We start from the raw sequence: 22,066 nt of genomic DNA on the forward strand, positions 1-22,066 counted from the left end.
ATGCGAGTGCCGCTGAGTTGGCTCGCCGAGTACGTCGAGCTCGTCCCCGGGACGACGCCCGAGCAGGTGCACGCCGCCCTCGTCGAGATCGGCCTCGAAGAGGAGGACGTGCACACGTTCGACCTCGTCGGGCCCATCGTCGTCGGTGAGGTCCTCGAGTTCGTCGAGGAACCGCAGTCGAACGGCAAGACGATCCGCTGGTGCCAGGTGCGCGTCGCGCCCGACGGCGAGACCGCGGCCGACGGCGGCGAGGCCGTGCACGGCATCGTCTGCGGTGCCCGCAACTTCTTCGTCGGCGACAAGGTCGTCGTGACCCTGCCCGGCGCGGTGCTGCCCGGCCCGTTCCCCATCGCGGCGCGCAAGACCTACGGCCACGTCTCCGACGGCATGATCGCGTCGGCTCGCGAGCTCGGCCTCGGTGAGGACCACGACGGCATCCTGCGCCTGTCGACGCTCGGCATCGACGCGCCCGTCGGCACCGACGCCATCGCGCTGCTCGGCCTCGACGACACCGCCGTCGAGCTGAACGTCACGCCCGACCGCGGCTACGCGTTCTCGATCCGCGGCGTCGCCCGCGAGTACGCGCACGCCACCGGGGCCGCATTCCGCGACCCCGTCACCGTGGTGCCGGCGACGGATGCCGCGGCCGCGCCGTTCCCGGTCCAGATCCGCGACGACGCGCCCATCCGCGGCCGCGCCGGAACCATGGTGTTCACGACGCAGGTCGTGCGGGGCGTCGACGCCACGCGTCCGACGCCCGCGTGGATGGTCGCGCGGCTGAAGCTCGCCGGCATCCGCTCGGTCTCGCTGCTCGTCGACATCACGAACTACGTGATGCTCGAGCTCGGCCAGCCCACGCACGGCTACGACCTCGACCGCCTCCAGGGCGGCATCGTGGTGCGGCGCGCGGCCGATGGCGAGACGATCACGACGCTCGACGAGAAGGTGCGCACGCTCCACGTCGAAGACCTGCTCATCGCCGACGACCGCGGGGGCATCGGCATCGCGGGCGTCATGGGCGGCGCCGACACCGAGATGTCGGCCTCGACGACGAACGTCCTCATCGAGGCCGCCAACTTCGACCCCGTGACGATCGCGCGATCGGCACGCCGGCACAAGCTGCCGAGCGAGGCGTCCAAGCGCAACGAGCGCGGCGTCGACCCGGCCATCGCCGCAGCGGCGTCGGCGCGGGTCGCCCAGCTCATGGTCGACCTCGCGGGCGGCACGGCCGAGGGCGTCGCCGAGATCCGCGACGTCGACGAGCGGTCCGCCATCGTGCTGCCGCACGGGTACGTCTCCCGGGTCATCGGCGTCGAGTACTCCGACGCCGAGGTGCACGACGCGTTGGCCGAGATCGGCGGCGTCATCACCGAGGTCGACGGCGGACTCGCCGTCGTCCCGCCGTCGTGGCGTCCCGACCTGACCGGGCGCGAGGAGCTCGTCGAGGAGGTCGCCAGGCTCGGCGGCTACGAGCGCATCCCGTCCGTGCTGCCGGTCGCGCCGCCCGGGCGCGGGCTCACGCGGTCGCAGCGCATCCGTCGCCGCGTCGCCGAGGTGCTCGCCGCCGGTGGTGCCACCGAGGTGCTCTCGTTCCCGTTCTCGAACGCCGACGACAACCAGCAGTACGGCAGCGTCGACGGCAGCCCCGTGGCCTCGGTGAGGCTTGCGAACGCGCTCGACGCCTCGAACGCGCTGCTGCGTCGTTCGCTGCTGCCCGGGCTCATCGGAGCGGCCAAGCGCAACCGCTCGCGCGGCCTCGTCGACCTCGCGCTGTTCGAGCTCGGCCTCGTGTTCCTGCCCGAGCCGGGCCGTTCCTACGGCTCGAGCGAGCTCCCGGCCGGGGCCGCACTGCCGAACGACGACGAGCTCGCAGCGCTGAACGCGGGCATCCCGCCGCAGCCGCGCCACGTCGCCGCGCTCTTCGTCGGTGACGCGATCACGAAGCAGCCGGGCCAGGCGGCCGTGCCCGCGGGCATCGTCGACGCGCTCGACGCCGTCCGCGGCGTCGGCCTCGCGACCGGTGCCGAGTTCGAGATCGTGCAGGGATCGCACCACGCGCTGCACCCGGGCCGCACGGCCGAGCTCCGCGTCGCCGGCCGCACGGTCGGGTTCGCCGGCGAACTGCTGCCCTCGATCGCCGAAGACGCCGACCTGCCGCGCGTCGTCGCGGTGCTCGAGCTCGACCTCGACGCCGTCATCGAGCTCGCCGACGCGCAGCCCGAGGCCCGTGCCATCGGCACGTTCCCGGCGGCCACGCAGGACCTCTCGCTCGTGGTCGGTGTCGACGTGCCCGCCGCGGTCGTCGCGGCCGCCGTTCGCGAGGGCGCCGGTGACCTGCTCGAGGAGCTGCACCTCGTCGACGACTACCGCGGAGCCGGCGTGCCCGACGACGCGAAGAGCCTCACGTTCGCACTGCGGTTCCGTGCACCCGATCGCACGCTCACCGCGGCCGAGGCCAGCGAGGCGAAGCTCGCCGGCGCGGCCCTGGCAGGGGAGCGCACGGGCGCGGCGATCCGCGAGTAGCACGCATCCGGTCGTTCGCCGGGTCGGGGCTGTCGGATGCCCCGACCCGGCGATACCCTGAACCATGGCCGAACCGAAGACCGTTCCGACCGGGGCATCCGTCGCCGAGTTCCTCGACGCCGTCGAGCCGGCGGGTCGCCGCGAAGACGGATACGCCCTCCGCGAGCTGTTCGATCGTGTGACCGACACCGACGCGGTGATGTGGGGGCCGTCGATCGTCGGCTACGGCGTGCAGCACTACAAGTACGAGACGGGGCGCGAGGGCGATTGGCCCATCCTCGGGTTCTCGCCGCGCAAGGCGAACGTGTCGCTCTACGGGCTCCAGATCCCGGGCGGCGAGGCCCTCGTCGAGCGCCTCGGCAAGGTCAAGGTCGGGGCCGGATGCCTCTGGGTCGGTCGCCTGTCGAACGTCGACCTCGACGTGCTGGCCTCGTTGATCGACCGGTCCTGGATCCACGCGCGGGGCTGAGTCGCGGCATCCGCCGTCGACGCCGTGTCAGTGGGCTGCGGCGGCGCGCTCGGCCGACTGGATGACGGCCTCGACGCCGAGCATGAAGAGGTCGCGGTCTTCGAGCCCGACGATCTTGACGCTGAGTTCTGCGACGCGCGGATGCGTGCGGGGGTCGGCGAGGATCGGTCCGTCGAACCAGGGGCTCGGTTCCTCCTCGCCCGACGTCCGTCCGCTGCGGCCGCGGGCGATGCCGGCTGCCGTGGAGAGCACGTGCGAGGCCATGAGGGCGTAGTGGCGCACGAGTTCGTCGTCGGCGAGCCCGGCCCGGGCGAACGCGTCGAGCATGAGCTCGACGGCATCGAGTTCGCCGGGGCCGTGCGTGGTCAGCACCACCGCCTCGACGGCGATCGCCGGGTAGGTCGTGAATGAGGCGAGGGTGGCGGCCGCGAGCTGCCGGAGTCGCTCGCGCCACTGGTCGGGTTCGGCCGTGACCGCGGCGACGGAGCGCGCGTTGAGTTCGTCGAGCAGCGCCTGCATGAGCGCTTCCTTGTTGCGGAAGTGCCGGTAGATCGCCGTGGGGTCGGTGCCGAGCCTGGCGCCGAGCTCACGGACCGAGATGGAGGTCGCGCCCGTGTCGGCGGCGAGTTCGAGGCCGGTGGCGAGGATCGTGTCGCGATCGAGGCGCACCTTCGCGCCGCCGCCCGCTGCGGTATGGCGATTGGGTTCGCTCGCGGTGATCATCGCATCTGCCTTCGGTTCGCGTGGGTGGGACCCATCCTGTCACGCGCCGGCGGCCCTCGGCGGAGGGTCGGGCGTGCGTCTCGTCGGCCAGCATAACGAATTGGACAACGGTGCTGTCAACACTGTTGACGCGAACTCCGACGGCGGCTACTGTCGCCACCACACACAACGAAGAATCGAGGCGAAGTGGCTGTCGACGTCCTATTCACCGGCGGGTCCGTGTTCACCGGATCCGGCTCGCCCCTGCACGACCACGCCGTGGGCATCTGGCGCGGGCGCATCGCCGCGATCGTGCCCGAGGCCGAGGCGGCGAGCCTCGTCGGCCCCGACACGCAGGTCGTCGAGCTCGACGGCGCCCTGCTGTCGCCTGGATTCCAGGACGCCCACATCCACCCCGTCGGAGGCGGCGTGGAACTGCTCCAGTGCGACCTGACCGGCGCGACGGATGCCGCCGACGCGGTCGAGACGGTCGCCGCCTACGCGGCCGCGAACCCCGATGAGCCGTGGATCCTCGGCGGCGGCTGGTCGATGGACCACTTCGTCGGGGGAGCGCCTGTCCGCGCCCTGCTCGACGCGGTCGTGCCAGACCGCCCGGTGCTCCTCATGAGCCGCGACCACCACAGCTCCTGGGCGAACACCACCGCGATCCGGTTCGCCGGCATCGATGCCGAGACCCCCGACCCGGCCGACGGAAGTATCGAACGCGAGGCCGACGGGACGCCCGCGGGAACCTTCCACGAGGGGGCGAGCGATCTCTTCGCCGAGGTCCGTCCGGTCGGCAGCGAGGATCTCTCGTACCGCGGACTGCTCCGTGCCCAGGAGCTCCTGCTCTCGCTCGGGATCACCGGCTGGCAGGATGCGCTCGTCGCCGGCGAGTCGGCCGGCATCTCCGACCCGACCGGCGCCTACCTGCGGGCCGTCGACGAGGGCGCCCTTCGCGCGCACGTCGTCGGCGCTCAGTGGTGGGAGCGCTCCGGAGGGCTCGAGCAGGTCGAGGGCATGCTGCAGCTGCGCGATGAGATCGCTCGGCGCGGGCACGAGGAGCGGCTCTCCTTCGGCACCGTCAAGATCATGGTCGACGGCGTCGCCGAGAACCAGACCGCCGCGATGCTCGCGCCGTATCGCGATGCGCACGGCCACGACACCGCGAACCGCGGCATCTCGTTCGTCGATCCCACGGTTCTGCGGCGTGCGGTCGAAGCGCTCGACGCCGCCGGCATGCAGGTCCACTTCCACGCGCTCGGCGATCGGGCCGTGCGCGAGGCGCTCGACGCCATCGAGTCGGCTCGCGCCGCGAACGGGGCGAGCGACGGCCGACACCACCTGGCCCACCTCCAGGTCGTCGCCGAAGCCGACACCGCCCGATTCGCCGAACTCGACGCGGTCGCCAACCTGCAGGCGCTCTGGGCGACCCACGAGAGCCAGATCGACGTGCTCACGCTGCCGTTCCTCCAGGATGGCGCCGAGGCGCGCCAGTATCCGTTCGGCGACCTCGTGCGCGACGGCGCCCGCCTGGCTGCGGGCAGCGATTGGCCCGTGTCCTCGGCCGACCCGCTGGCCGCGATCCACATCGCCGTCACGAGGGTCGCGCCCGAGCTCGACGCCGAACCGCTCGGCGGGGCGCACCAGCGACTCGACCTCGAGACGGCCATGGCCGCGTACACCTCCGGAAGCGCGTACGTGAACCACCGCGATCACGACACCGGGTACGTGCGCGAGGGGTACCTCGCGAACCTCGTGGTCATCGAGCCGAACCCGTTCGCCCTTCCCGACGAGGACCTGCATCTCGCCGCGGTGGCCTCGACGTGGATCGAAGGCGAACCCGTCTACCTCCGTGACGGCGACGAGACCCGCCTCGCCGACCCCGCCGCTGCGCCCGGAATCCCCACCCCCACCCGCTGAGGAGCCCCATCATGACCACATTCCGATCCCGTATCGGCCGACGACGCGGCATCCTGCTCATCGCCGGTCTCGCGGCGGGCGCGCTGGCGCTCACCGCGTGCACGCCGCAGACGACGCCGAAGGCGTCGGCGCCCGACTGGGAGCTCACCGCGCAGACCGCGGCGCCCTCGGGCGACATCGACTCCTTCACCTGGGCGAACTACGGCGAGCCGTACTCGCTCGACTACGCGTACGCGTTCGACTACGCCGACAACATGGTGCTGTCGAACGTCTGCGAATCGCTGCTGCGGCTGAATCCCGACTACACGCTCACGCCCGGTATCGCCGAGTCCTACGAGCAGTCGAGCCCGACGACGTGGGTCTACCAGATCAGGGACGGCGTGACCTTCCACGACGGAACGCCGCTCACCGCCGCCGACGTCGTCGCCTCGATGAGTCGCCACATCGACCCCGCGGTCGGGTCGTCGTGGTTCTCGGTCTACCAGAACGTCACGTCGATCGAGCAGACGGGCGACCGCGAGGTCACGGTCACGACGGCGATCCCCGACTCCCAGTTCAACCAGGGCATGGGCGGCTCGGCCGGCGTCATCGAGTCCGCGGCGACGCTCGCGGAGAAGGGCGCCGACTACGGCAACTCGACCGGACTCGTCAATTGCACCGGTCCGTTCGAGCTGACTGAGTGGAAGTCGGGGGAGTCCATCACCCTCACGAGGTACGACGACTACTGGGACGACACGCTGAAGGCGAAGTCGGGCGAGGTGCGCTTCGTCTTCATGAACGATGCCAACGCCCGCATCAACGCCCTGAAGTCGGGCGACGTCGACGGGAGCTGGATGATCCCCACCGACGGCATCGCGCAACTCCAGGCGTCAGGTGCCGGCGAGGTCTACTTCGGCCTGAGCACGGCCACGTCGGACCTCATCGTCTCCGACACCGATGGGCCGCTGAGCGACCCCAGGGTGCGCAAGGCGCTCATGATGGCACTCGACCGCGAAGGCATCCTCGAGGCCGCCGCCAAGGGCTACGGCTCGGTGTCCAACGCGCTGACGACCGAGTCCGTCTGGGGAGAGGCATCCGAGCAGACCCGCACCGACGCGTTCAGCGATCTCGAGGAGTACCCGCGGGACATCGAGGCGGCGAAGAAGCTCGTCGAGGAGGCCGGCGCGACCGGTGAGAAGATCGTGATCGCGACCGCCCCGATCAGCAACGACTTCACCGTCGTGTCGCAGGCGACCGTGGCCGCCGCGCAGTCGATCGGCCTCGAGGCCGAGATCAAGACCGTCACGCCCAACGCCTACACGGCCCTCTTCTCGGACCCGAGCGCGCGCGAGGGCGTGGACCTCTTCTACACGGTCTGGTACCTCTCCAGCCCCGACCCGCTGGAGATGTACGGGGTGCTGCGCACCGGCGAGTTCAGCAACTACGGCGAGTGGAGCGACCCCGACTTCGACGAGATCGCGACCGAGGCCGTCGGCACGGCGGACCCGGAGGCACGGGCGAAGCTCACGAGCGAGTTGCAGCACATCGCCAACGACCAGCTGCCCTGGCTGCCGTTGTACACCAGCCCCATGCCGGTGTTCGTCGGTGAGCGCATCACGGGCGTCGCCCCGTCGATCGCGTTCCTGTACTACCCGTGGGCGGCGACCATTGGCGCCCGATAGGTCCACGGTCCCGGTCGCCGCGACTCCCTCGGCGACCGGGGCGGTCCCCCCGCTCGATCCGGCAGCGCCGGCCGCCCCGGGTCGGTATTCCGGCGGCATCCGCCGGATCGCCGGCCGACTGGGCGGCCTCGTGCTGACGCTGTTCCTGGCGTCGCTGCTCGTGTTCTTCTCCCGGTTCATCGTTCCCGGCGATCCCGTGAGCTTCCTCCTCCGCGGACGGCAGCCGAGTCCCGAGGCGATCGCACAGGTCACCGAGCAGTACGGGCTCGACCTGCCCCCGTGGCAGCAGTACCTCCACTGGCTCGCCGGCGCGATCCACGGCGACTTCGGCCGATCTTTGCAGTATCGGCAGGATGTCTCCACCGTCATCGCCGAACGCCTGCCCGTCACGCTCATGCTCGTCGTGATGGCGGGCCTCATCATCGCCGTCATCGGCGTCTCGGCGGGCATCGTCGCCGCGCTGAACCGCGGTCGCGCCCTCGACCGGGCGACGCTCGTCGGACTGACCGTGCTGAGCGCGATCCCGTCCTTCGTCGGCTCGATCGTGCTCATCTCGGTGTTCGCCGTGCAGCTCGGCTGGTTCCCGACCTTCGGGTCGGGGGAGGGATTCGCCGACATGGCCTACCACCTCGTGCTCCCGTCGATCGCGCTCGCGATCGTGTTCATCGTGCTCGTCGGCAAGGTGACGCGCTCCTCCATGGTCGAGCAGCTCGGTCGTGAACACGTCGAGGTGGCGACGAGCCGCGGCCTGCGCCGGGGCACGGTCGTGCGCCGGCACGTGGTCCGCAACGCGCTCGGCCCCATCCTCACGGTGAGCGGCGTCCTCGTGGCCGGCCTCCTGGTGGCGAGCACGATCGTCGAGGCGGCGTTCGGGCTCGCGGGCATCGGCTCGCTCCTCGTGCAGTCCGTCGACCGGCTCGACTTCCCGGTGGTGCAGGCGATCGTGATGCTCATCGTCACCGCGTTCGTCGTCGTGAACGCGATCGTCGACCTCGCCGAGCCGTGGATCGATCCGCGCTCGGCGGCCGGGGCGGGTGCGCGATGACGACGCCGACCCTCGCCGTCCAGGTGCTGCGCTCGCCGCGCGTGCGCCGTCCCGACCTGTCCTTCGCGGTCGCCGTCGGCGTCCTCGGCGCCATGACGCTCGCGGCGATCTTCGCCCCCTTCGTCGCCCCCTACCCGCCGGACGCGATCGACCTGCTCGCCGTCAACGCACCGCCGAGCGCCGCGCACTGGCTCGGCACCGATGGACTGGGCCGCGACCTGCTCAGCCGGCTCATCTACGGTGCACGGACCGCGCTGCTCGGCCCACTGCTCGTGGTGATCGGCTCGACGATCGTCGGCATGGTGCTCGGCCTCATCGCCGGGTGGCGCGGAGGGTGGATCGACGCCGTGCTCGGGCGGGTGTTCGACGTGCTCTTCGCGTTCCCGTCGCTGCTCCTCGCGATCATGGCCGTCGCCCTGTTCGGCAAGGGGCTCGTGGCCCCGGTGATCGCGATGAGCATCGCGTACGCCCCGTTCGTGGCGCGCCTGACCAGGTCGCTCGTGAAGGCCGAGGTGAACCGGCCCTACGTGTCGGCTTACCGGGTGCAGGGCTTCGGCGGCGGCTGGATCGCGTTCCGACGGGTGCTGCCCAACGTCACGCCGATCGTGGGCGCCCAGTCCACGCTGAACTTCGGCTACGTGCTCGCCGAACTCGCGGGCCTGTCCTTCCTCGGCCTCGGCGTGCAGCCGCCGACGCCCGACTGGGGCGCGATGATCAACGAGGCCCAGTCCGGCATCCTCGCCGGCGCATTCCTGCCCGCCCTCGTGCCCGCGGTCGCGGTCGTCATCGTGGTCGTGGCCGTCAACATCATCGGAGACGAGCTCTCCGATCGCATCGGAGGGGGGATCCCCGCATGAGCCTGCTCGAGATTTCCGACCTGACCCTCGACCTCGAGAACGGCACCCGGCTGCTGCACGGCATCTCGCTCGCCGTCGCGGCGGGCGAGACCGTCGGCCTCGTCGGCGAGTCCGGGTCGGGCAAGTCGCTGACCGCGCGCGCCGTCATCGGGCTCACGCCCGACCGGTCGCGGCTCGGCGGTCGCATCGAACTCGACGGGCACGGGGTGATCGGCGCGAGCGGCCGCGACATCCTCGCGCTCCGCAGGCACTCGGCCGCGATGATCTTCCAGGACCCGAGGTCGGGCATCAACCCGATGCGCACCATCGGCGACCACATGACCGAGACCCTGCGCCTCTGCGAGGGGCTCTCGAGCGCGGATGCCACGGCTCGGGCGCTCGAGCTCCTGGCCGCCGTCCGACTGCCGCGCCCCGAGGAGCACCTGCGCCAGTATCCGCACGAGTTCTCGGGCGGCATGCTGCAGCGCGTGATGATCGCCGGCGCCCTCACGAGCTCGCCGAAGCTGCTCGTCTGCGACGAACCGACGACCGCGCTGGACGTCACGACGCAGGCCGAGATCATCCGCGTGCTCGCCGACCAGCGCGACGCCCGCGGCATGGGCATGCTGTTCATCACCCACGACCTCAACCTGGCGGCCTCGATCTGCGACCGCGTGGTCGTCATGCGGGCGGGCCGGGTCGAGGAGGAGGGGCCGGCGCTGCAGGTGTTCACCGCGCCGCAGGCCGAGTACACGGCCCGCCTCGTCGCCGCGACGCCGACGCTCGTCCCGGGTCGCGACGCGAGCACCGCGGATGCCGCGGCCGCCGCCGCGGTCGCCGTCGCGTCCGTCGCCGCGGCGCCCGAGCCGGGGTCGGTCCCGGCAGCCGCACCCGGCGCGTCAGCCGTCGCCGGCGATGCCCCGATCCTCTCGGCTCGCGGGCTCGCCAAGACGTATCACCGTCGGGGCAAGCCGCCGGTGCAGGCGGTCGTCGAGGCCTCCTTCGACCTCGCCCGCGGCGGCGCACTCGCCATCGTCGGGGAGTCGGGATCGGGCAAGTCCACGCTCGCCCGCATGATCGTCGGCCTCGAGGCGAGCGACGGCGGCGAGCTCCTCATCGCCGGCCGGGACCGCGCCTCGGTTCCGCGTGGTCGGGCCGAGCGACTCGCGCATGCCCGCAGCGTCCAGATGGTCTTCCAGGACCCGTACCTCTCGCTCGACCCCCGCATCACCGCGGGCCGGGCCATCGAGGACGCGCTTCGACTCCACGCCGTCCGCGACCGTGCCTCCGCGCGGTCGCGGGTGGGCGACCTGCTCGAACAGGTCGGACTCACGGCCGCGCACGCGGATGCCAGGCCGCGCACGCTCTCGGGTGGTCAGCGCCAACGCGTCGCGATCGCGCGAGCCCTGGCCATCGAACCCGACGTGCTCGTCATGGACGAGGCGACGAGCGCCCTGGACGTCTCGGTGCAGGCACAGGTGCTCGACCTCGTCGCCGAGCTGCGTCGCGAGCGGGGGCTCACCGTGCTCTTCATCAGCCACGACCTCGCGGTCGTGCGCCGGGTGTGCGACGAGGTGCTCGTGATGCGCCGCGGCGAGATCGTGGAGCGCGGTGCCACCGCCGAACTCCTCGACGCCCCGCAGCATCCGTACACGCGACTGCTGATCGACTCGGTACCCAAGCCCGCCGGCGAGACGGAGGTCCTCACCATCGCGTCGTGAGCGTCGCGGACGGCGGCGAGGAGCCGCGAACAGTCCGAGCGGGAGGGGAGCGAGCGCGGCCGGTTTGCGGCCGCGCTCGCCGCGCGGGTAGGGTCGAGCCATGTCCGCCGCCGAGTCCTCCTCGATCGCATGCCTCGCGCATGTCTCGATCGTGGCCGACCGACGCCGTGGCGAGCGCCGAATCTCGGCGACCCCTGCGGCAGGCTGAGGTCTGACGCGGGGCGTCGCCGGAACATCGCCCCGCTCGTTCAGACCATAAGGTGGATTCCATGACGTACTCCGTCGCCGTTTCCGGCGCGTCCGGCTATGCCGGAGGAGAGATCCTTCGGCTCCTCGCAGACCATCCCGAATTCGAGGTGCGAACGGTCACGGCGCATTCGAACGCCGGCCAATCCCTCGTCTCGGTGCAGCCGCACCTGCGCTCGTACACGCACCTCACGCTGCGCGAGACGACGGCCGAGACGCTCGCCGGCCACGACCTCGTCTTCCTGGCGCTGCCGCACGGCACGTCCGGCGCGATCGCGGCCGAACTCTCGCCCGACACGCTCGTGATCGACTGCGGCGCCGACCACCGGCTCGAGTCCTCCGACGACTGGGCGTCCTTCTACGGCGGCGAGCACCATGGCGCCTGGGCCTACGGCGTGCCCGAACTGCCCCGGCTGTCCGGCACGCAGCGCGAACGACTGACCGGCGCTCGCCGCATCGCCGCGCCCGGCTGCAACGCGTCGACCGTCGCGCTCTCGCTCGCCCCCGGCATCCGCGCGGGCGTCATCGAGGATCGCGACCTCGTGTCGGTGCTCGCCGTCGGCCCGTCGGGTGCGGGCAAGAGCCTGAAGACGAACCTGCTCGCGGCCGAGATCCTCGGCTCCGCCAACCCGTACGCGGTCGGCGGCTCGCATCGCCACATCCCCGAGATCCAGCAGGCCCTGCGGTGGGCGGGCGCCGCGGCGCCCACGATCTCGTTCACGCCCGTGCTCGTGCCCATGAGCCGCGGCATCCTGGCGACGTCCACCGCGCGCATCGTGCCCGGCACGGATGCCGCGACGGTCCGCGCGGCCTGGGAGGACGCCTACGCGGGGGAGCTGTTCGTGCAGCTGCTGCCCGAGGGGCAGTTCCCGCGCACGGCCGACGTGCAGGGTGCGAACACGGCGCTCATCGGGCTGGCGATCGACGAGGCCGCCGGCCGCGTGGTCGTCGTCGCCGCGGTCGACAACCTCGTCAAGGGCACGGCCGGAGCCGCGATCCAGGCGGCGAACATCGCGCTCGGCCTCACCGAATCCACCGGTCTTCCCATGAATGGAGTCGCTCCGTGACCGTCACCTCTCCCGCCGGCTTCGACGCCGCGGGCATCGCCGCGGGCATCAAGCGCTCGGGAGCGCTCGACCTCGCGGTCGTCGTCAACCGCGGACCGTCCTCGGCGGCGGCGGCCGTCTTCACCTCGAACCGCGCGAAGGCCAATCCGATCCTCTGGTCGGAGCAGGTCATCCTCGACGGCGTGGTCTCGGCGATCGTCCTGAACTCGGGCGGCGCCAACTGCTTCACGGGGCCCGAGGGCTTCCAGGTCACGCACCGCACGGCGGAGGCCGCGGCATCCGCACTGGGCGTCGCCGCGGGCGACGTGCTCGTCTGCTCGACCGGCCTCATCGGCGACCAGCTCGACGGCGAGGTGCTCGAGGAGGGCGTGCTCTCCGCCGCGGCGCGGCTGTCCGGTGACGGCGGCGACGACGCGGCCCGCGCGATCATGACCACCGACACGAAGCCCAAGACCGTCGTGGTCGAGGGCGGCGGATGGCGCGTGGGCGGCATGGCGAAGGGTGCGGGCATGCTCGCGCCGGGCCTCGCGACGATGCTGGTGGTGCTCACGACCGACGCCGACCTGCCGAGCGACGCGCTCGACGCCGCGCTCCGGGCGGCGACGCGGGTCACGTTCGACCGTCTCGACTCCGACGGGTGCATGTCGACGAACGACCAGGTGACGCTCCTGGCGTCGGGGGCATCGGGTGTCGTGCCCGAGCGCGAGGCGTTCCGCGCCGCGGTGACCGAGGCCTGCCGGTCGCTCGCCGAGCAGCTGCAGGCCGACGCCGAGGGCGCGAGCCACGACATCGCGATCGAGGTGCGCGGGGCGGTCACCGAAGACGACGCGGTCGAGGTCGGTCGTTCGGTCGCCCGCAACAACCTGTTCAAGGCCGCGATCTTCGGCAACGACCCCAACTGGGGTCGGGTGCTCGCGGCCATCGGCACCACGCAGGCGCCGTTCGATCCGTACCTCGTCGACGTCTCGATGAACGGGGTGCGGGTGTGCCACTCGGGTCGCCCCGACGCGCCGCGCGAGCAGGTCGACCTGACGCCGCGCTCGACGCACGTGCTCATCGAGTTGCACGCGGGCGAGGCATCCGCCACCATCCTCACGAACGACCTCACGCACGACTACGTGCATGAGAACAGCGCGTACGCGAGCTGATGATGCAGACACGCGCACAGACGGATGCCGCCGACGCCGAGGCTTCGGCATCGGCCAAGGCCCATGTCCTCATCGACGCCCTCCCATGGCTGAAGCGGTTCCACGGCGAGACCGTGGTCGTGAAGTTCGGCGGCAACGCGATGGTCAGCCCCGAGCTGCAGCGGGCCTTCGCTGAAGACATGGTCTACCTCCGCTACGCGGGCATCAAGCCCGTCGTGGTGCACGGGGGCGGCCCCCAGATCTCGTCGATGCTCGACCGCCTCGGCATCGAGAGCGAGTTCCGCGGCGGCTACCGGGTCACGACTCCCGAGGCGATGGACGTGGTCCGCATGGTGCTCTCCGGTCAGGTCAACCGCGAGCTCGTGTCCCTCGTGAACGAGCACGGGCCGCTCGCGATCGGGCTCTCCGGCGAGGATGCCGGGCTCTTCCGCGGTCGCCGTCGCGGCGTCGTGGTCGACGGCGTCGAGGTCGACCTCGGCCAGGTCGGCGACGTCGTCGAGGTCGATCCGGCCGCCGTGATCGCCCAGCTCGAGGCCGGCCGCATCCCGGTGGTCTCCTCGATCGCGCCCGACGCCGACAACTCGGGGCAGTCGTTGAACGTGAACGCCGACTCCGCCGCGGCGGCGCTCGCGGTCGCGCTCGGCGCCGCCAAGCTCGTCGTGCTGACCGATGTCGCGGGCCTGTACCGAGACTGGCCGAACCGGGACTCGCTCGTGTCGCAGATCGACTCCGCCGAGCTCGCCGGGCTGCTGCCGACGCTCGAGTCCGGCATGATCCCGAAGATGGCGGCGTGCCTCGAAGCCGTCGAGGGCGGCGTCGCGAAGGCCGCCATCATCGACGGCCGGGTGCCGCACTCGATCCTGCTCGAGATCTTCACGCCCGCGGGCATCGGCACCGAGGTGGTGGCCGCATGAACGCCTGGCAGCAGCGGTTCGACCGGCGCGTCATGCGCTCCATCGGCATGCCGCTCCTGAAGCTCGAACGCGGCGAAGGCGCCCGGGTGTGGGACGACGAGGGGCGCGAGTACCTCGACTTCCTCGCCGGCATCGCGGTCAATTCCCTCGGGCACGCGCACCCGGTCTTCGTCGAGGCGGTGAGCCGCCAGGCGGCCACCCTCGCGCATGTGTCCAACTACTTCACCACCGAGCCCGCGCTCGAACTCGCGGAGCGCATCGTGCGCCTCGCCCGCGCCGGCGAGAACGGCCGGGCCTGGTTCGGCAACTCCGGCGCCGAGGCCAACGAGGCCGCGTTCAAGCTCGCCCGACTGAACAACTCGGGCGGCGCCCGCACCCGGGTGCTCGCGCTCGTCGACGCCTTCCACGGCCGCACCATGGGGTCGCTCGCGCTCACGGGCAAGCCGCACATGCGCGAGGCGTTCGAACCGCTCGCCGGCGGAGTCGAGCACATCCCGGCCACGATCGAGGCGCTCGAGGCGTCGATGGACGACGCCGTGGCGGCGCTCATCGTCGAGCCCATCCAGGGCGAGGCCGGCGTCGTCGAACTGCCCGACGGCTTCCTCGTGGCGGCGCGTGAGCTGACCCGGCGCCACGGCGCACTGCTCATCGTCGACGAGATCCAGACGGGTGCCGGCCGCACGGGCGAGTGGTTCGGGTTCCAGCACGCGGGCATCACGCCCGATGCGATCACGGTCGCGAAGGGCATCGGCGGCGGCATCCCCATCGGCGGACTCGTCACGTTCGGCGCGGCATCCGACCTGTACTCCAAGGGGCAGCACGGCTCGACGTTCGGCGGCAACCCGCTCGCGACGGCGGTCGCGAACGCGGTGCTCGGCGAGATCGAGCGCGCCGACCTCGTCGGCAACGCTGCACGGCGCGGCCCGCAGGTGCGCGAGCGCATCGAGGCGATCGGCTCGCCGCTCGTCGCGGCGACGCGCGGGCGGGGCCTGCTCATCGGCGTCGCGCTGACCGAACCCGTCGCCGCACGGGTCGCCGCGGCGGCCCTCGAGCACGGGCTCATCGTGAATGCGGCGAACGACTCGACGATCCGCCTCGCGCCCCCGCTCATCATCGGCGACGCCGAGATCGACCTCTTCGCCGACCGATTCGCCGCCGCGCTCGACGTCGTCGCGCGAGAGCTCTCCTGACCCGAACCGACGCGTCGGCCCGACCGACCCACCGAACGGAAAGAACCACATGACCCGCCATTTCCTCCGCGACGACGACCTGTCGCCCGCCGAACAGGCCGAGGTGCTCGACCTCGCGCTCCGGCTCAAGGGCGACCGGTTCGCCGAGCGCCCGCTCGCGGGGCCGCAGACGGTCGCCGTCTTCTTCGACAAGACCTCGACCCGCACCCGGGTCTCATTCTCGGTCGGCATCGCCGACCTCGGCGGGGTCCCGCTCATCACGGCCTCGGGCGACAGCCAGCTCGGCGCGAAGGAGTCCGTCGCCGACACGGCGCGCGTGCTCGAGCGCATGGTCGCGGCGATCGTGTGGCGCACGTTCGCACAGTCCGGGCTCGAGGAGATGGCCGAGGGCACGACCGTTCCCGTCGTCAACGCCCTGTCCGACGACTACCACCCGTGCCAACTGCTGGCCGACCTGCTCACCGTGAAGGAACGCTTCGGCGACCTCGCCGGACGGTCGCTCGTGTACGTGGGCGACGGCGCGAACAACATGGCCCACTCCTATCTGCTCGCGGGCGCCACCGCCGGTATGCACGTGCGCATCGGCGCTCCGGCCGACTACGCCCCGCGTGCCGACATCGTCGAGGACGCGCGTCGCATCGCCGCCGAGACCGGGGGTTCCGTGCTCGTCACGACCGACCCGCGCGAGGCCGCGCGCGGCGCCGACGTCGTCGTCACCGACACATGGATCTCGATGGGCCAGGAGGCCGAGAAGGCCGAGCGCATCGCCGTCTTCGGCGGCTTCGGCGTCGACGACGCACTCATGGCCGAGGCATCCGCCGACGCGATCTTCCTGCACTGCCTTCCGGCATACCGCGGCTACGAGGTCGAGGCCTCCGTCATCGACGGCCCGCAGTCGGTCGTGTGGGACGAGGCCGAGAACCGGCTCCACGCGCAGAAGGCCCTGCTCGTCTGGCTGCTCGCCCACCAGGAGGACGCACGATGACCGAACCCACCGAACCCACCGACCCTGCCGGCACCGCCGAACCGCACGGCACCAACGAGGGATCGCTCTGGGGCGCCCGCTTCGCGAGCGGGCCGTCGCCCGAGCTGCAGGCGCTGTCGAAGTCGACCCACTTCGACTGGCAGCTCGCGCCGTACGACATCGCCGGCTCGCGGGCGCACGCCCGAGCACTCTCGGCCGCCGGGTACCTCGACGCCGAGGAGCTCGCCGCGATGCTGGCGGGCCTCGACACGCTCGAGGAGCGCGTCGCGAGCGGCGAGATCGTGGCCGGCGACGCCGACGAAGACGTGCACGGCGCGCTCGAGGCCGCGCTCATCGGCATCGTCGGTGCCGAGCTCGGCGGCAAGCTCCGTGCCGGCCGCAGCCGCAACGACCAGATCGCGACGCTCGTTCGCCTGTACCTGAAGGATCACGCGGCCGCCATCGGGCAGCTGCTCGTGCACCTCATCGACGCCCTGTCCTCGCAGGCCGATGCCCATCGAACGGCGATCATGCCGGGGCGCACCCACCTCCAGCACGCGCAACCCGTGCTGCTCGCCCATCACCTGCTGGCGCACGGCTGGGCGCTCTCGCGCGACCTCGACCGCCTCGTCGACTGGACGAAGCGAGCGGATGTCTCGCCCTACGGCGGCGGCGCCCTCGCCGGGTCCACGCTCGGCCTCGACGCGGCATCCGTCGCCCGTGACCTCGGCCTGGCCGCCCCGTCCGAGAACTCGATCGACGGCACCGCCAGCCGCGACGTCGTCGCCGAGTTCGCGTTCGTGACGGCGATGATCGGCATCGACCTCTCCCGCATCGCCGAAGAGATCATCCTCTGGAACACCCGCGAGTTCGGCTTCGTCACCCTGCACGACGGCTACTCGACCGGTTCGTCGATCATGCCGCAGAAGAAGAACCCCGACATCGCCGAGCTCGCTCGCGGCAAGTCCGGCCGACTCATCGGCAACCTCACGGGCCTGCTCGCGACGCTCAAGGCGCTGCCGTTGGCCTACAACCGCGACCTCCAGGAGGACAAGGAGCCCGTCTTCGACTCGGTCGAGACGCTCGAGGTGCTGCTGCCGGCCTTCACCGGCATGATCGCCACGCTCACGTTCCACACGGAGCGCATGGCCGAGCTCGCGCCCGCGGGCTTCTCGCTGGCCACCGATGTCGCGGAGTGGCTCGTGAAGCGCCACGTCCCGTTCCGCGACGCGCACGAGATCACGGGCGCCCTGGTGCGCTACGCCGAGGAGCACTCGCTCGGGCTCGACGAGGTCGACGATGCGGCGCTGGCCGCCGTCTCGCCGCACCTGACCCCCGACGTCCGCGCGGTCCTCACCATCGAGGGCTCGGTCGCGAGCCGCGACGGCGTCTCCGGTACCGCCCCCGACCGGGTCGCCGAGCAGTTCTCCAGGCTCGCCGACCGCGTGCGCCACCTCGTCGCCGGGCTGCCGACGACGGCGAACTGACCGAGCGGATGCCGCGCCCCGGCCTCGATCGCGTCCCGCCGTCTCCGGGCGGCGGGACCGGGCCGGGCCTCGTCGTCGGGCGCGAGTTCTTCGCGCGCGACTCCGTCGAGCTCGCGCCGCTGCTGCTCGGCGCGATCCTCTCGCTCGAGACGGATGCAGGCCGGGTCTCGGTGCGCCTCTCCGAGGTCGAGGCCTACCGCGGTGTCGGCGAGGATCCCGGTTCGCACGCGTTCCGCGGCATGACGCCGCGAACCGCGGTCATGTTCGGCGAGGCCGCGCACCTGTACGCGTACTTCACCTACGGCATGCACACGTGCCTCAACGTGGTCGCCGGTCACGAGGGCACGGCGTCCGCCGTCCTGCTGCGCGGTGGCACCGTCGTCGAGGGCCTCGACCTCGCGCGCGAGCGGCGAGGCGCGGCATCCGATCGCGATCTCGCGCGCGGTCCGGCGCGGCTCGCGGTCGCGCTCGGGGTGCCGTTGCGGGCGAGCGGTGCAGACCTGCTCGCGCCGCCGTTCTCGCTGCGCGTGCCCGAGCGGCCCGTCTCGTTCGAGGCCGGTCCGCGCACGGGCATCAGCGGCGCAGGTGGGGGAGCGGCATATCCGTGGCGGTTCTGGATCGCCGGCGAGCCGGGTGTGTCCGCCTATCGCCGGCACGCGAAGTCGCACGACTGAGACGCGAGCGCCCGTCGGATCCGCGAGACGCGAATACCCGCCGCGACGGGAGCGGCGGCCGTGCGGCCTCGGCGTCAGCGAACGGCGAGATGCACGACCAGGCCCGCGGCGCAGGCCCAGATCAGACTCGCGAGCGTGCCGATGATGAAGCGTTCGCGCGCCTCGGCCGCCTCGAGCTCGGTGAATCGGCCGACGCCCTTGACGGCGACGATGATGGCCAGGGCCTCTGGGAACCCGGCGACGATGGAGCCCGCCGCGGCGACGCGTTCGAGGATGCCGATGACGCGCCCCCCTCGGAGGACCTCGTGCTGCGGGGTGGCGACGAGCCCTTGCCGTTCGGCGTCGGTGGTGGGCTTGGTCGTGATGAGGATGCCGCCGTGGATGCCGGGGGACACGCTGGTGCCCATCGCGAGCTGCAGTGCGGTGCCCGCGGCGGGGCTGCCGCCGAAGACGGCGACGGTGAGCGCGAGGATCGTGAGGAGCGGCGCGAACCCGCCGGCGGTGGGAGCCGACAGCGTCGAGGCGCACATGAGCGCGACCGCGAGGGCACCGGTCGCGATCCAGACGAACAGCGCCCTCGGTCGCAGGTAGGCGATCACCGAGACCGCCGCGGCTCCCGCGAGCGAGAGGAAGAGCACGGTCGACGCGACGGTGTCGGCGACGGCGGTGAGATCGAACACGGGGCTCCTTCGGGAGGCCGGCAGGGCGGATGCGATCAGCGTAGCGAGGACGACCGACGTGCGCGGCTCAGGACGACCCGGCGCGTCCGGTCCCGGTGTCGAGGCCCGCGAGCAATCGCTCGAGCACCGGCAGGGCGTCGGCCTCGGCGCGCCACATCGCGGCCTTCAGTCGGGCGCTGACGGCGGCCGCGCTCACGCCGAGCATGGCCGCGATGTCCTTCTGCAGGTGCCCTGCCCGTGCGAGGTCGGCGACCTCCCAGCCGAGGTCGCTGCGGCGCTCGCGCAGGAGGACCACGAGGCGGATGAGCGCCTCGACCTCTGCGGCATCGAGGTCGTCGCCGGGTCGGTCGCCTTCGGTGCGGATCGCGGATGCCGCGCGCAGCGCGAAGCGTCCGTCGGCCCGCTTCGCCGCCTGGACGGCCTCGCGGGCGGCGATGAACGCCGTCCCGCTCGCCTTGCGCGCCGCGTCGGGAAGCGGCGTACGGACCTCGCCGATGCCGAGTCCGACGCTCCAGTGGCCGTCGCGCGTGGCGTCGAGCACGATCGCGAGGGCCGCGGGTGCGGACTCGGTGATCAGCTGCACCTCGTCGCCGGCCGTCTGATCGGCGGGCAGGGCCAGGGCCGCTCGGTGCCGCGACGCCACGGCGCCGATGAACGCGGCGGCGCGGTCGGGATGGCGGCGACTGGCGACCTGATCGGCGGTGACGACGTACACGATGCCTCCCTGATGAATGCCCTGGCATTGATCTTGATGAATCAAGGCTACAACATGAATCCAGTCGAGTAAAGGGTGGAGCATTGACCAAGGCGGAGTGGCCTGCGCTGGTAACCTTGCACCCGTGTCAGACCCCGTGATCCTCGCATCCCAGCACAACGACGACTCCTTCGAGGACGTCTGGGAGGAGCTCCGCTGGCGCGGCCTCGTGCACGTCTCCACCGACGAGTCCGCCCTGAAGCAACTCCTCGCCGGCGATCCGATCACGTATTACTGCGGGTTCGACCCCACCGCGCCGAGCCTGCACCTCGGAAACCTCGTGCAGCTGCTCGTCATGCGTCGGCTGCAGCTCGCCGGACACCGGCCGCTCGGCCTCGTGGGCGGCTCGACGGGCCTCATCGGTGATCCGCGGCCGACGGCCGAGCGAACGCTGAACACCCGCGAGACCGTGGTCGAGTGGGTCGGTCGCCTGCAGGGCCAGGTGAGTCGGTTCGTCTCCGTCGAGGGAGGCAACGCCATGCGCCTCGTCAACAACCTCGACTGGACCGGCGACCTCAGCGCGATCGACTTCCTGCGCGAGATCGGCAAGCACTACCGCGTGGGCACGATGCTGAAGAAGGACGCGGTCGCATCGCGACTCAACTCCGACGCCGGCATCAGCTACACGGAGTTCAGCTACCAGATCCTGCAGGGATTCGACTACCTCGAGCTCTTCCGCCAGTACGGCTGCGTGCTGCAGACCGGCGGCAGCGACCAATGGGGCAACCTCACCAGCGGGACCGACCTGATCCATCGCGTCGAGGGCCGCAGCGTGCACGCGATCGGCACGCCGCTCATCACGAACTCCGACGGCACCAAGTTCGGCAAGAGCGAGGGCAACGCCATCTGGCTCGACGCCGAGATGTGCAGCCCCTACCGCTTCTACCAGTTCTGGCTCAACACCGACGACGCCGACGTGATCTCACGCCTCAAGGTGTTCACGTTCCTCTCGCGCGAGCGCATCGAACAGCTCGAGGCGCTCGTCGAAAGCGAGCCGTTCCGCCGCGAGGCGCAGCGAACGCTCGCGAACGAGGTCACCACCCTGGTGCACGGGGCGGATGCCACGGCCGCCGTCATCGCGGCGTCCGAGGCGCTCTTCGGGCAGGGCGATCTCGCCGCGCTCGACGAGGCGACGCTCGAGTCGGCCCTTCGCGAGCTGCCCAACACCACGACCTCTCCCGATGCCCCGATCGCGCAACTGCTCGTGGACACCGGTCTCGTGAAGTCCGCGAGCGAGGGGCGGCGGGCGATCGCCCAGGGCGGCGTCTCGCTCGACAACGTCAAGATCGAGGATGAGACCGCGACCATCGAGGGCCGCGTGGCTCGTGGTGGCATGGCCGTCCTGCGTCGCGGCAAGAAGACGCTCGCCGGCATCTTCGTCGAATAGCCGGCACCACGTCGGAACGGCCCCGCCCATCCTGTTCGCAGGGGGAGCGGGGCCGTTCTGCGTCGTGCCCGGCTGAGGTCGGGACGGTCGGCGATCGGAGGTCTCCACCCTGTCGTCCGCAACGGTCGTGGCGCCGGGATCGGGCGAATTCGCGTCTGGTCTGGGGTTGTGGTGTTCCAAGTGGGTGCGACACGCCCGGGGTGTGTGGTGGATTTGTGTGGGTGGGGTGGGGGATTGTAGATTTTCTCTTGTCGCCGCGGCGGGCTGGAGTTGATCTGGTTCGTGTGGTGAAGATCTCAGCCAAATAACCTCGTAGGCGCGTTTGCGACTCGGTGATTTCAAGTCTAAGATCGGATCTCCACCTTCTCTTGTGTGCTGGCTTGTTTTGGGCTGGTTTCTGGGAGTGTGATCGTAGTTCGGGGCCTTGTGTTCTGGTGCGGTTTGGTTGGTGGTATGGTTGACAGGTTGCCCTGAAGGTCGGGCCGCTGGTGCAGGTTGTCTGGTTCGGGTGCGTCCGTTTCTTACGAGAACTCAACAGCGTGCACTATGTTCAATGCCAATTTATTGAACCCCAGCCTGCTCCTTTTCAGGGGTGGGTATGGATTCCTTTGATTGATGGACAATTTGATTTTTATAGTCAGTTGTTTCTCTGTCAGTGAACAAACTCCCTGACGC

The 22,066-nt window shown here is 71.2% G+C and carries 18 protein-coding genes; 15 read left to right on the forward strand and 3 right to left on the reverse strand.

The window, feature by feature from the left end:
- Both pheT and ACR3IO_RS09295 read left to right on the forward strand, forming a co-directional pair.
- Complete coding sequence (pheT, locus tag ACR3IO_RS09290) at window positions 1-2,523, forward strand: phenylalanine--tRNA ligase subunit beta (RefSeq protein WP_434070908.1); 2,523 nt, start codon at window positions 1-3, stop codon at window positions 2,521-2,523.
- Between the two features lie 64 nt (window positions 2,524-2,587).
- Window positions 2,588-2,992 (forward strand): DUF1801 domain-containing protein, encoded by a 405-nt coding sequence (locus tag ACR3IO_RS09295; protein WP_434070909.1) that lies wholly within the window; start codon window positions 2,588-2,590, stop codon window positions 2,990-2,992.
- Window positions 2,993-3,019: 27 nt separating this feature from the next.
- Here the strand turns inward: ACR3IO_RS09295 and ACR3IO_RS09300 are convergent, their stop codons facing one another.
- Window positions 3,020-3,715 carry a TetR/AcrR family transcriptional regulator gene (locus tag ACR3IO_RS09300; RefSeq protein WP_434070910.1) on the reverse strand — a complete coding sequence of 232 codons (696 nt, stop codon included), beginning with the start codon at window positions 3,713-3,715 and terminating at the stop codon, window positions 3,020-3,022.
- Window positions 3,716-3,901: 186 nt separating this feature from the next.
- Here ACR3IO_RS09300 and ACR3IO_RS09305 point away from each other — a divergent pair, with 186 nt between their 5' ends.
- The 12 genes from ACR3IO_RS09305 to ACR3IO_RS09360 all read left to right on the forward strand — a co-directional run bounded on the left by ACR3IO_RS09305 (window position 3,902) and on the right by ACR3IO_RS09360 (window position 18,570).
- A complete protein-coding gene (locus ACR3IO_RS09305; protein ID WP_434070911.1) occupies window positions 3,902-5,617 on the forward strand; it encodes an amidohydrolase in 1,716 nt (571 codons plus the stop codon).
- A gap of 11 nt (window positions 5,618-5,628) precedes the next feature.
- Complete coding sequence (locus ACR3IO_RS09310) at window positions 5,629-7,278, forward strand: ABC transporter substrate-binding protein (protein WP_434070912.1); 1,650 nt, start codon at window positions 5,629-5,631, stop codon at window positions 7,276-7,278.
- Between the two features lie 97 nt (window positions 7,279-7,375).
- Window positions 7,376-8,323: an ABC transporter permease gene (locus tag ACR3IO_RS09315; RefSeq protein WP_434071173.1), complete on the forward strand. Its 948-nt coding sequence runs from the start codon at window positions 7,376-7,378 to the stop codon at window positions 8,321-8,323.
- Window positions 8,320-9,180 carry an ABC transporter permease gene (locus tag ACR3IO_RS09320; protein WP_434070913.1) on the forward strand — a complete coding sequence of 287 codons (861 nt, stop codon included), beginning with the start codon at window positions 8,320-8,322 and terminating at the stop codon, window positions 9,178-9,180. Before ACR3IO_RS09315 ends, ACR3IO_RS09320 begins: the two co-directional genes overlap by 4 nt.
- Window positions 9,177-10,880: a dipeptide ABC transporter ATP-binding protein gene (locus ACR3IO_RS09325; protein ID WP_434070914.1), complete on the forward strand. Its 1,704-nt coding sequence runs from the start codon at window positions 9,177-9,179 to the stop codon at window positions 10,878-10,880. The genes ACR3IO_RS09320 and ACR3IO_RS09325 overlap by 4 nt, the downstream gene beginning before the upstream one ends.
- 269 nt (window positions 10,881-11,149) lie before the next feature.
- Window positions 11,150-12,193: an N-acetyl-gamma-glutamyl-phosphate reductase gene (gene argC, locus ACR3IO_RS09330; protein ID WP_434070915.1), complete on the forward strand. Its 1,044-nt coding sequence runs from the start codon at window positions 11,150-11,152 to the stop codon at window positions 12,191-12,193.
- Window positions 12,190-13,341 (forward strand): bifunctional glutamate N-acetyltransferase/amino-acid acetyltransferase ArgJ, encoded by a 1,152-nt coding sequence (gene argJ / locus ACR3IO_RS09335; protein WP_434070916.1) that lies wholly within the window; start codon window positions 12,190-12,192, stop codon window positions 13,339-13,341. The genes argC and argJ overlap by 4 nt, the downstream gene beginning before the upstream one ends.
- A 2-nt stretch (window positions 13,342-13,343) precedes the next feature.
- The gene (argB, locus tag ACR3IO_RS09340) at window positions 13,344-14,255 is read left to right on the forward strand and encodes an acetylglutamate kinase (RefSeq protein ID WP_434070917.1); all 912 of its coding nucleotides are present in this window, start codon (window positions 13,344-13,346) and stop codon (window positions 14,253-14,255) included.
- Window positions 14,252-15,445, forward strand: a complete 1,194-nt coding sequence (locus tag ACR3IO_RS09345) for an acetylornithine transaminase (RefSeq protein ID WP_434070918.1) — start codon at window positions 14,252-14,254, stop codon at window positions 15,443-15,445. The genes argB and ACR3IO_RS09345 overlap by 4 nt, the downstream gene beginning before the upstream one ends.
- Window positions 15,446-15,494: 49 nt before the next feature.
- The gene (gene argF / locus ACR3IO_RS09350; protein WP_434070919.1) at window positions 15,495-16,430 is read left to right on the forward strand and encodes an ornithine carbamoyltransferase; all 936 of its coding nucleotides are present in this window, start codon (window positions 15,495-15,497) and stop codon (window positions 16,428-16,430) included.
- Window positions 16,427-17,896: an argininosuccinate lyase gene (gene argH / locus ACR3IO_RS09355; protein ID WP_434070920.1), complete on the forward strand. Its 1,470-nt coding sequence runs from the start codon at window positions 16,427-16,429 to the stop codon at window positions 17,894-17,896. The genes argF and argH overlap by 4 nt, the downstream gene beginning before the upstream one ends.
- A gap of 8 nt (window positions 17,897-17,904) precedes the next feature.
- Window positions 17,905-18,570: a DNA-3-methyladenine glycosylase gene (locus tag ACR3IO_RS09360; protein WP_434070921.1), complete on the forward strand. Its 666-nt coding sequence runs from the start codon at window positions 17,905-17,907 to the stop codon at window positions 18,568-18,570.
- 74 nt (window positions 18,571-18,644) lie between these two features.
- On the opposite strand, the gene ACR3IO_RS09365 is transcribed toward ACR3IO_RS09360, so the two are convergent.
- Together ACR3IO_RS09365 and ACR3IO_RS09370 are read right to left on the reverse strand one after the other, a co-directional pair.
- The gene (locus tag ACR3IO_RS09365; protein ID WP_434070922.1) at window positions 18,645-19,250 is read right to left on the reverse strand and encodes a hypothetical protein; all 606 of its coding nucleotides are present in this window, start codon (window positions 19,248-19,250) and stop codon (window positions 18,645-18,647) included.
- Window positions 19,251-19,317: 67 nt separating this feature from the next.
- The gene (locus ACR3IO_RS09370) at window positions 19,318-19,965 is read right to left on the reverse strand and encodes a DNA-binding protein (RefSeq protein ID WP_434070923.1); all 648 of its coding nucleotides are present in this window, start codon (window positions 19,963-19,965) and stop codon (window positions 19,318-19,320) included.
- A 124-nt stretch (window positions 19,966-20,089) separates the two neighbouring features.
- Between ACR3IO_RS09370 and tyrS the strand changes: the two genes are divergently transcribed.
- Window positions 20,090-21,391 carry a tyrosine--tRNA ligase gene (gene tyrS / locus ACR3IO_RS09375; protein ID WP_434070924.1) on the forward strand — a complete coding sequence of 434 codons (1,302 nt, stop codon included), beginning with the start codon at window positions 20,090-20,092 and terminating at the stop codon, window positions 21,389-21,391.
- The last annotated feature ends 675 nt before the right edge of the window (window positions 21,392-22,066 follow it).

It is taken from the genome of Agromyces sp. Marseille-Q5079, assembly GCF_051016555.1.
Taxonomy (GTDB): Bacteria; Actinomycetota; Actinomycetes; order Actinomycetales; family Microbacteriaceae; genus Agromyces.

Bases quoted from the DNA above. Each gene is read 5' to 3' on its own strand.
- pheT (WP_434070908.1), top strand. From the start codon at position 1: ATGCGAGTGCCGCTGAGTTGGCTCGCCGAGTACGTCGAGCTCGTCCCC.
- ACR3IO_RS09295 (WP_434070909.1), top strand. From the start codon at position 2,588: ATGGCCGAACCGAAGACCGTTCCGACCGGGGCATCCGTCGCCGAGTTC.
- ACR3IO_RS09300 (WP_434070910.1), bottom strand. From the start codon at position 3,715: ATGATCACCGCGAGCGAACCCAATCGCCATACCGCAGCGGGCGGCGGC.
- ACR3IO_RS09310 (WP_434070912.1), top strand. From the start codon at position 5,629: ATGACCACATTCCGATCCCGTATCGGCCGACGACGCGGCATCCTGCTC.
- ACR3IO_RS09320 (WP_434070913.1), top strand. From the start codon at position 8,320: ATGACGACGCCGACCCTCGCCGTCCAGGTGCTGCGCTCGCCGCGCGTG.
- ACR3IO_RS09325 (WP_434070914.1), top strand. From the start codon at position 9,177: ATGAGCCTGCTCGAGATTTCCGACCTGACCCTCGACCTCGAGAACGGC.
- argC (WP_434070915.1), top strand. From the start codon at position 11,150: ATGACGTACTCCGTCGCCGTTTCCGGCGCGTCCGGCTATGCCGGAGGA.
- argB (WP_434070917.1), top strand. From the start codon at position 13,344: ATGCAGACACGCGCACAGACGGATGCCGCCGACGCCGAGGCTTCGGCA.
- ACR3IO_RS09345 (WP_434070918.1), top strand. From the start codon at position 14,252: ATGAACGCCTGGCAGCAGCGGTTCGACCGGCGCGTCATGCGCTCCATC.
- argF (WP_434070919.1), top strand. From the start codon at position 15,495: ATGACCCGCCATTTCCTCCGCGACGACGACCTGTCGCCCGCCGAACAG.
- argH (WP_434070920.1), top strand. From the start codon at position 16,427: ATGACCGAACCCACCGAACCCACCGACCCTGCCGGCACCGCCGAACCG.
- ACR3IO_RS09360 (WP_434070921.1), top strand. From the start codon at position 17,905: ATGCCGCGCCCCGGCCTCGATCGCGTCCCGCCGTCTCCGGGCGGCGGG.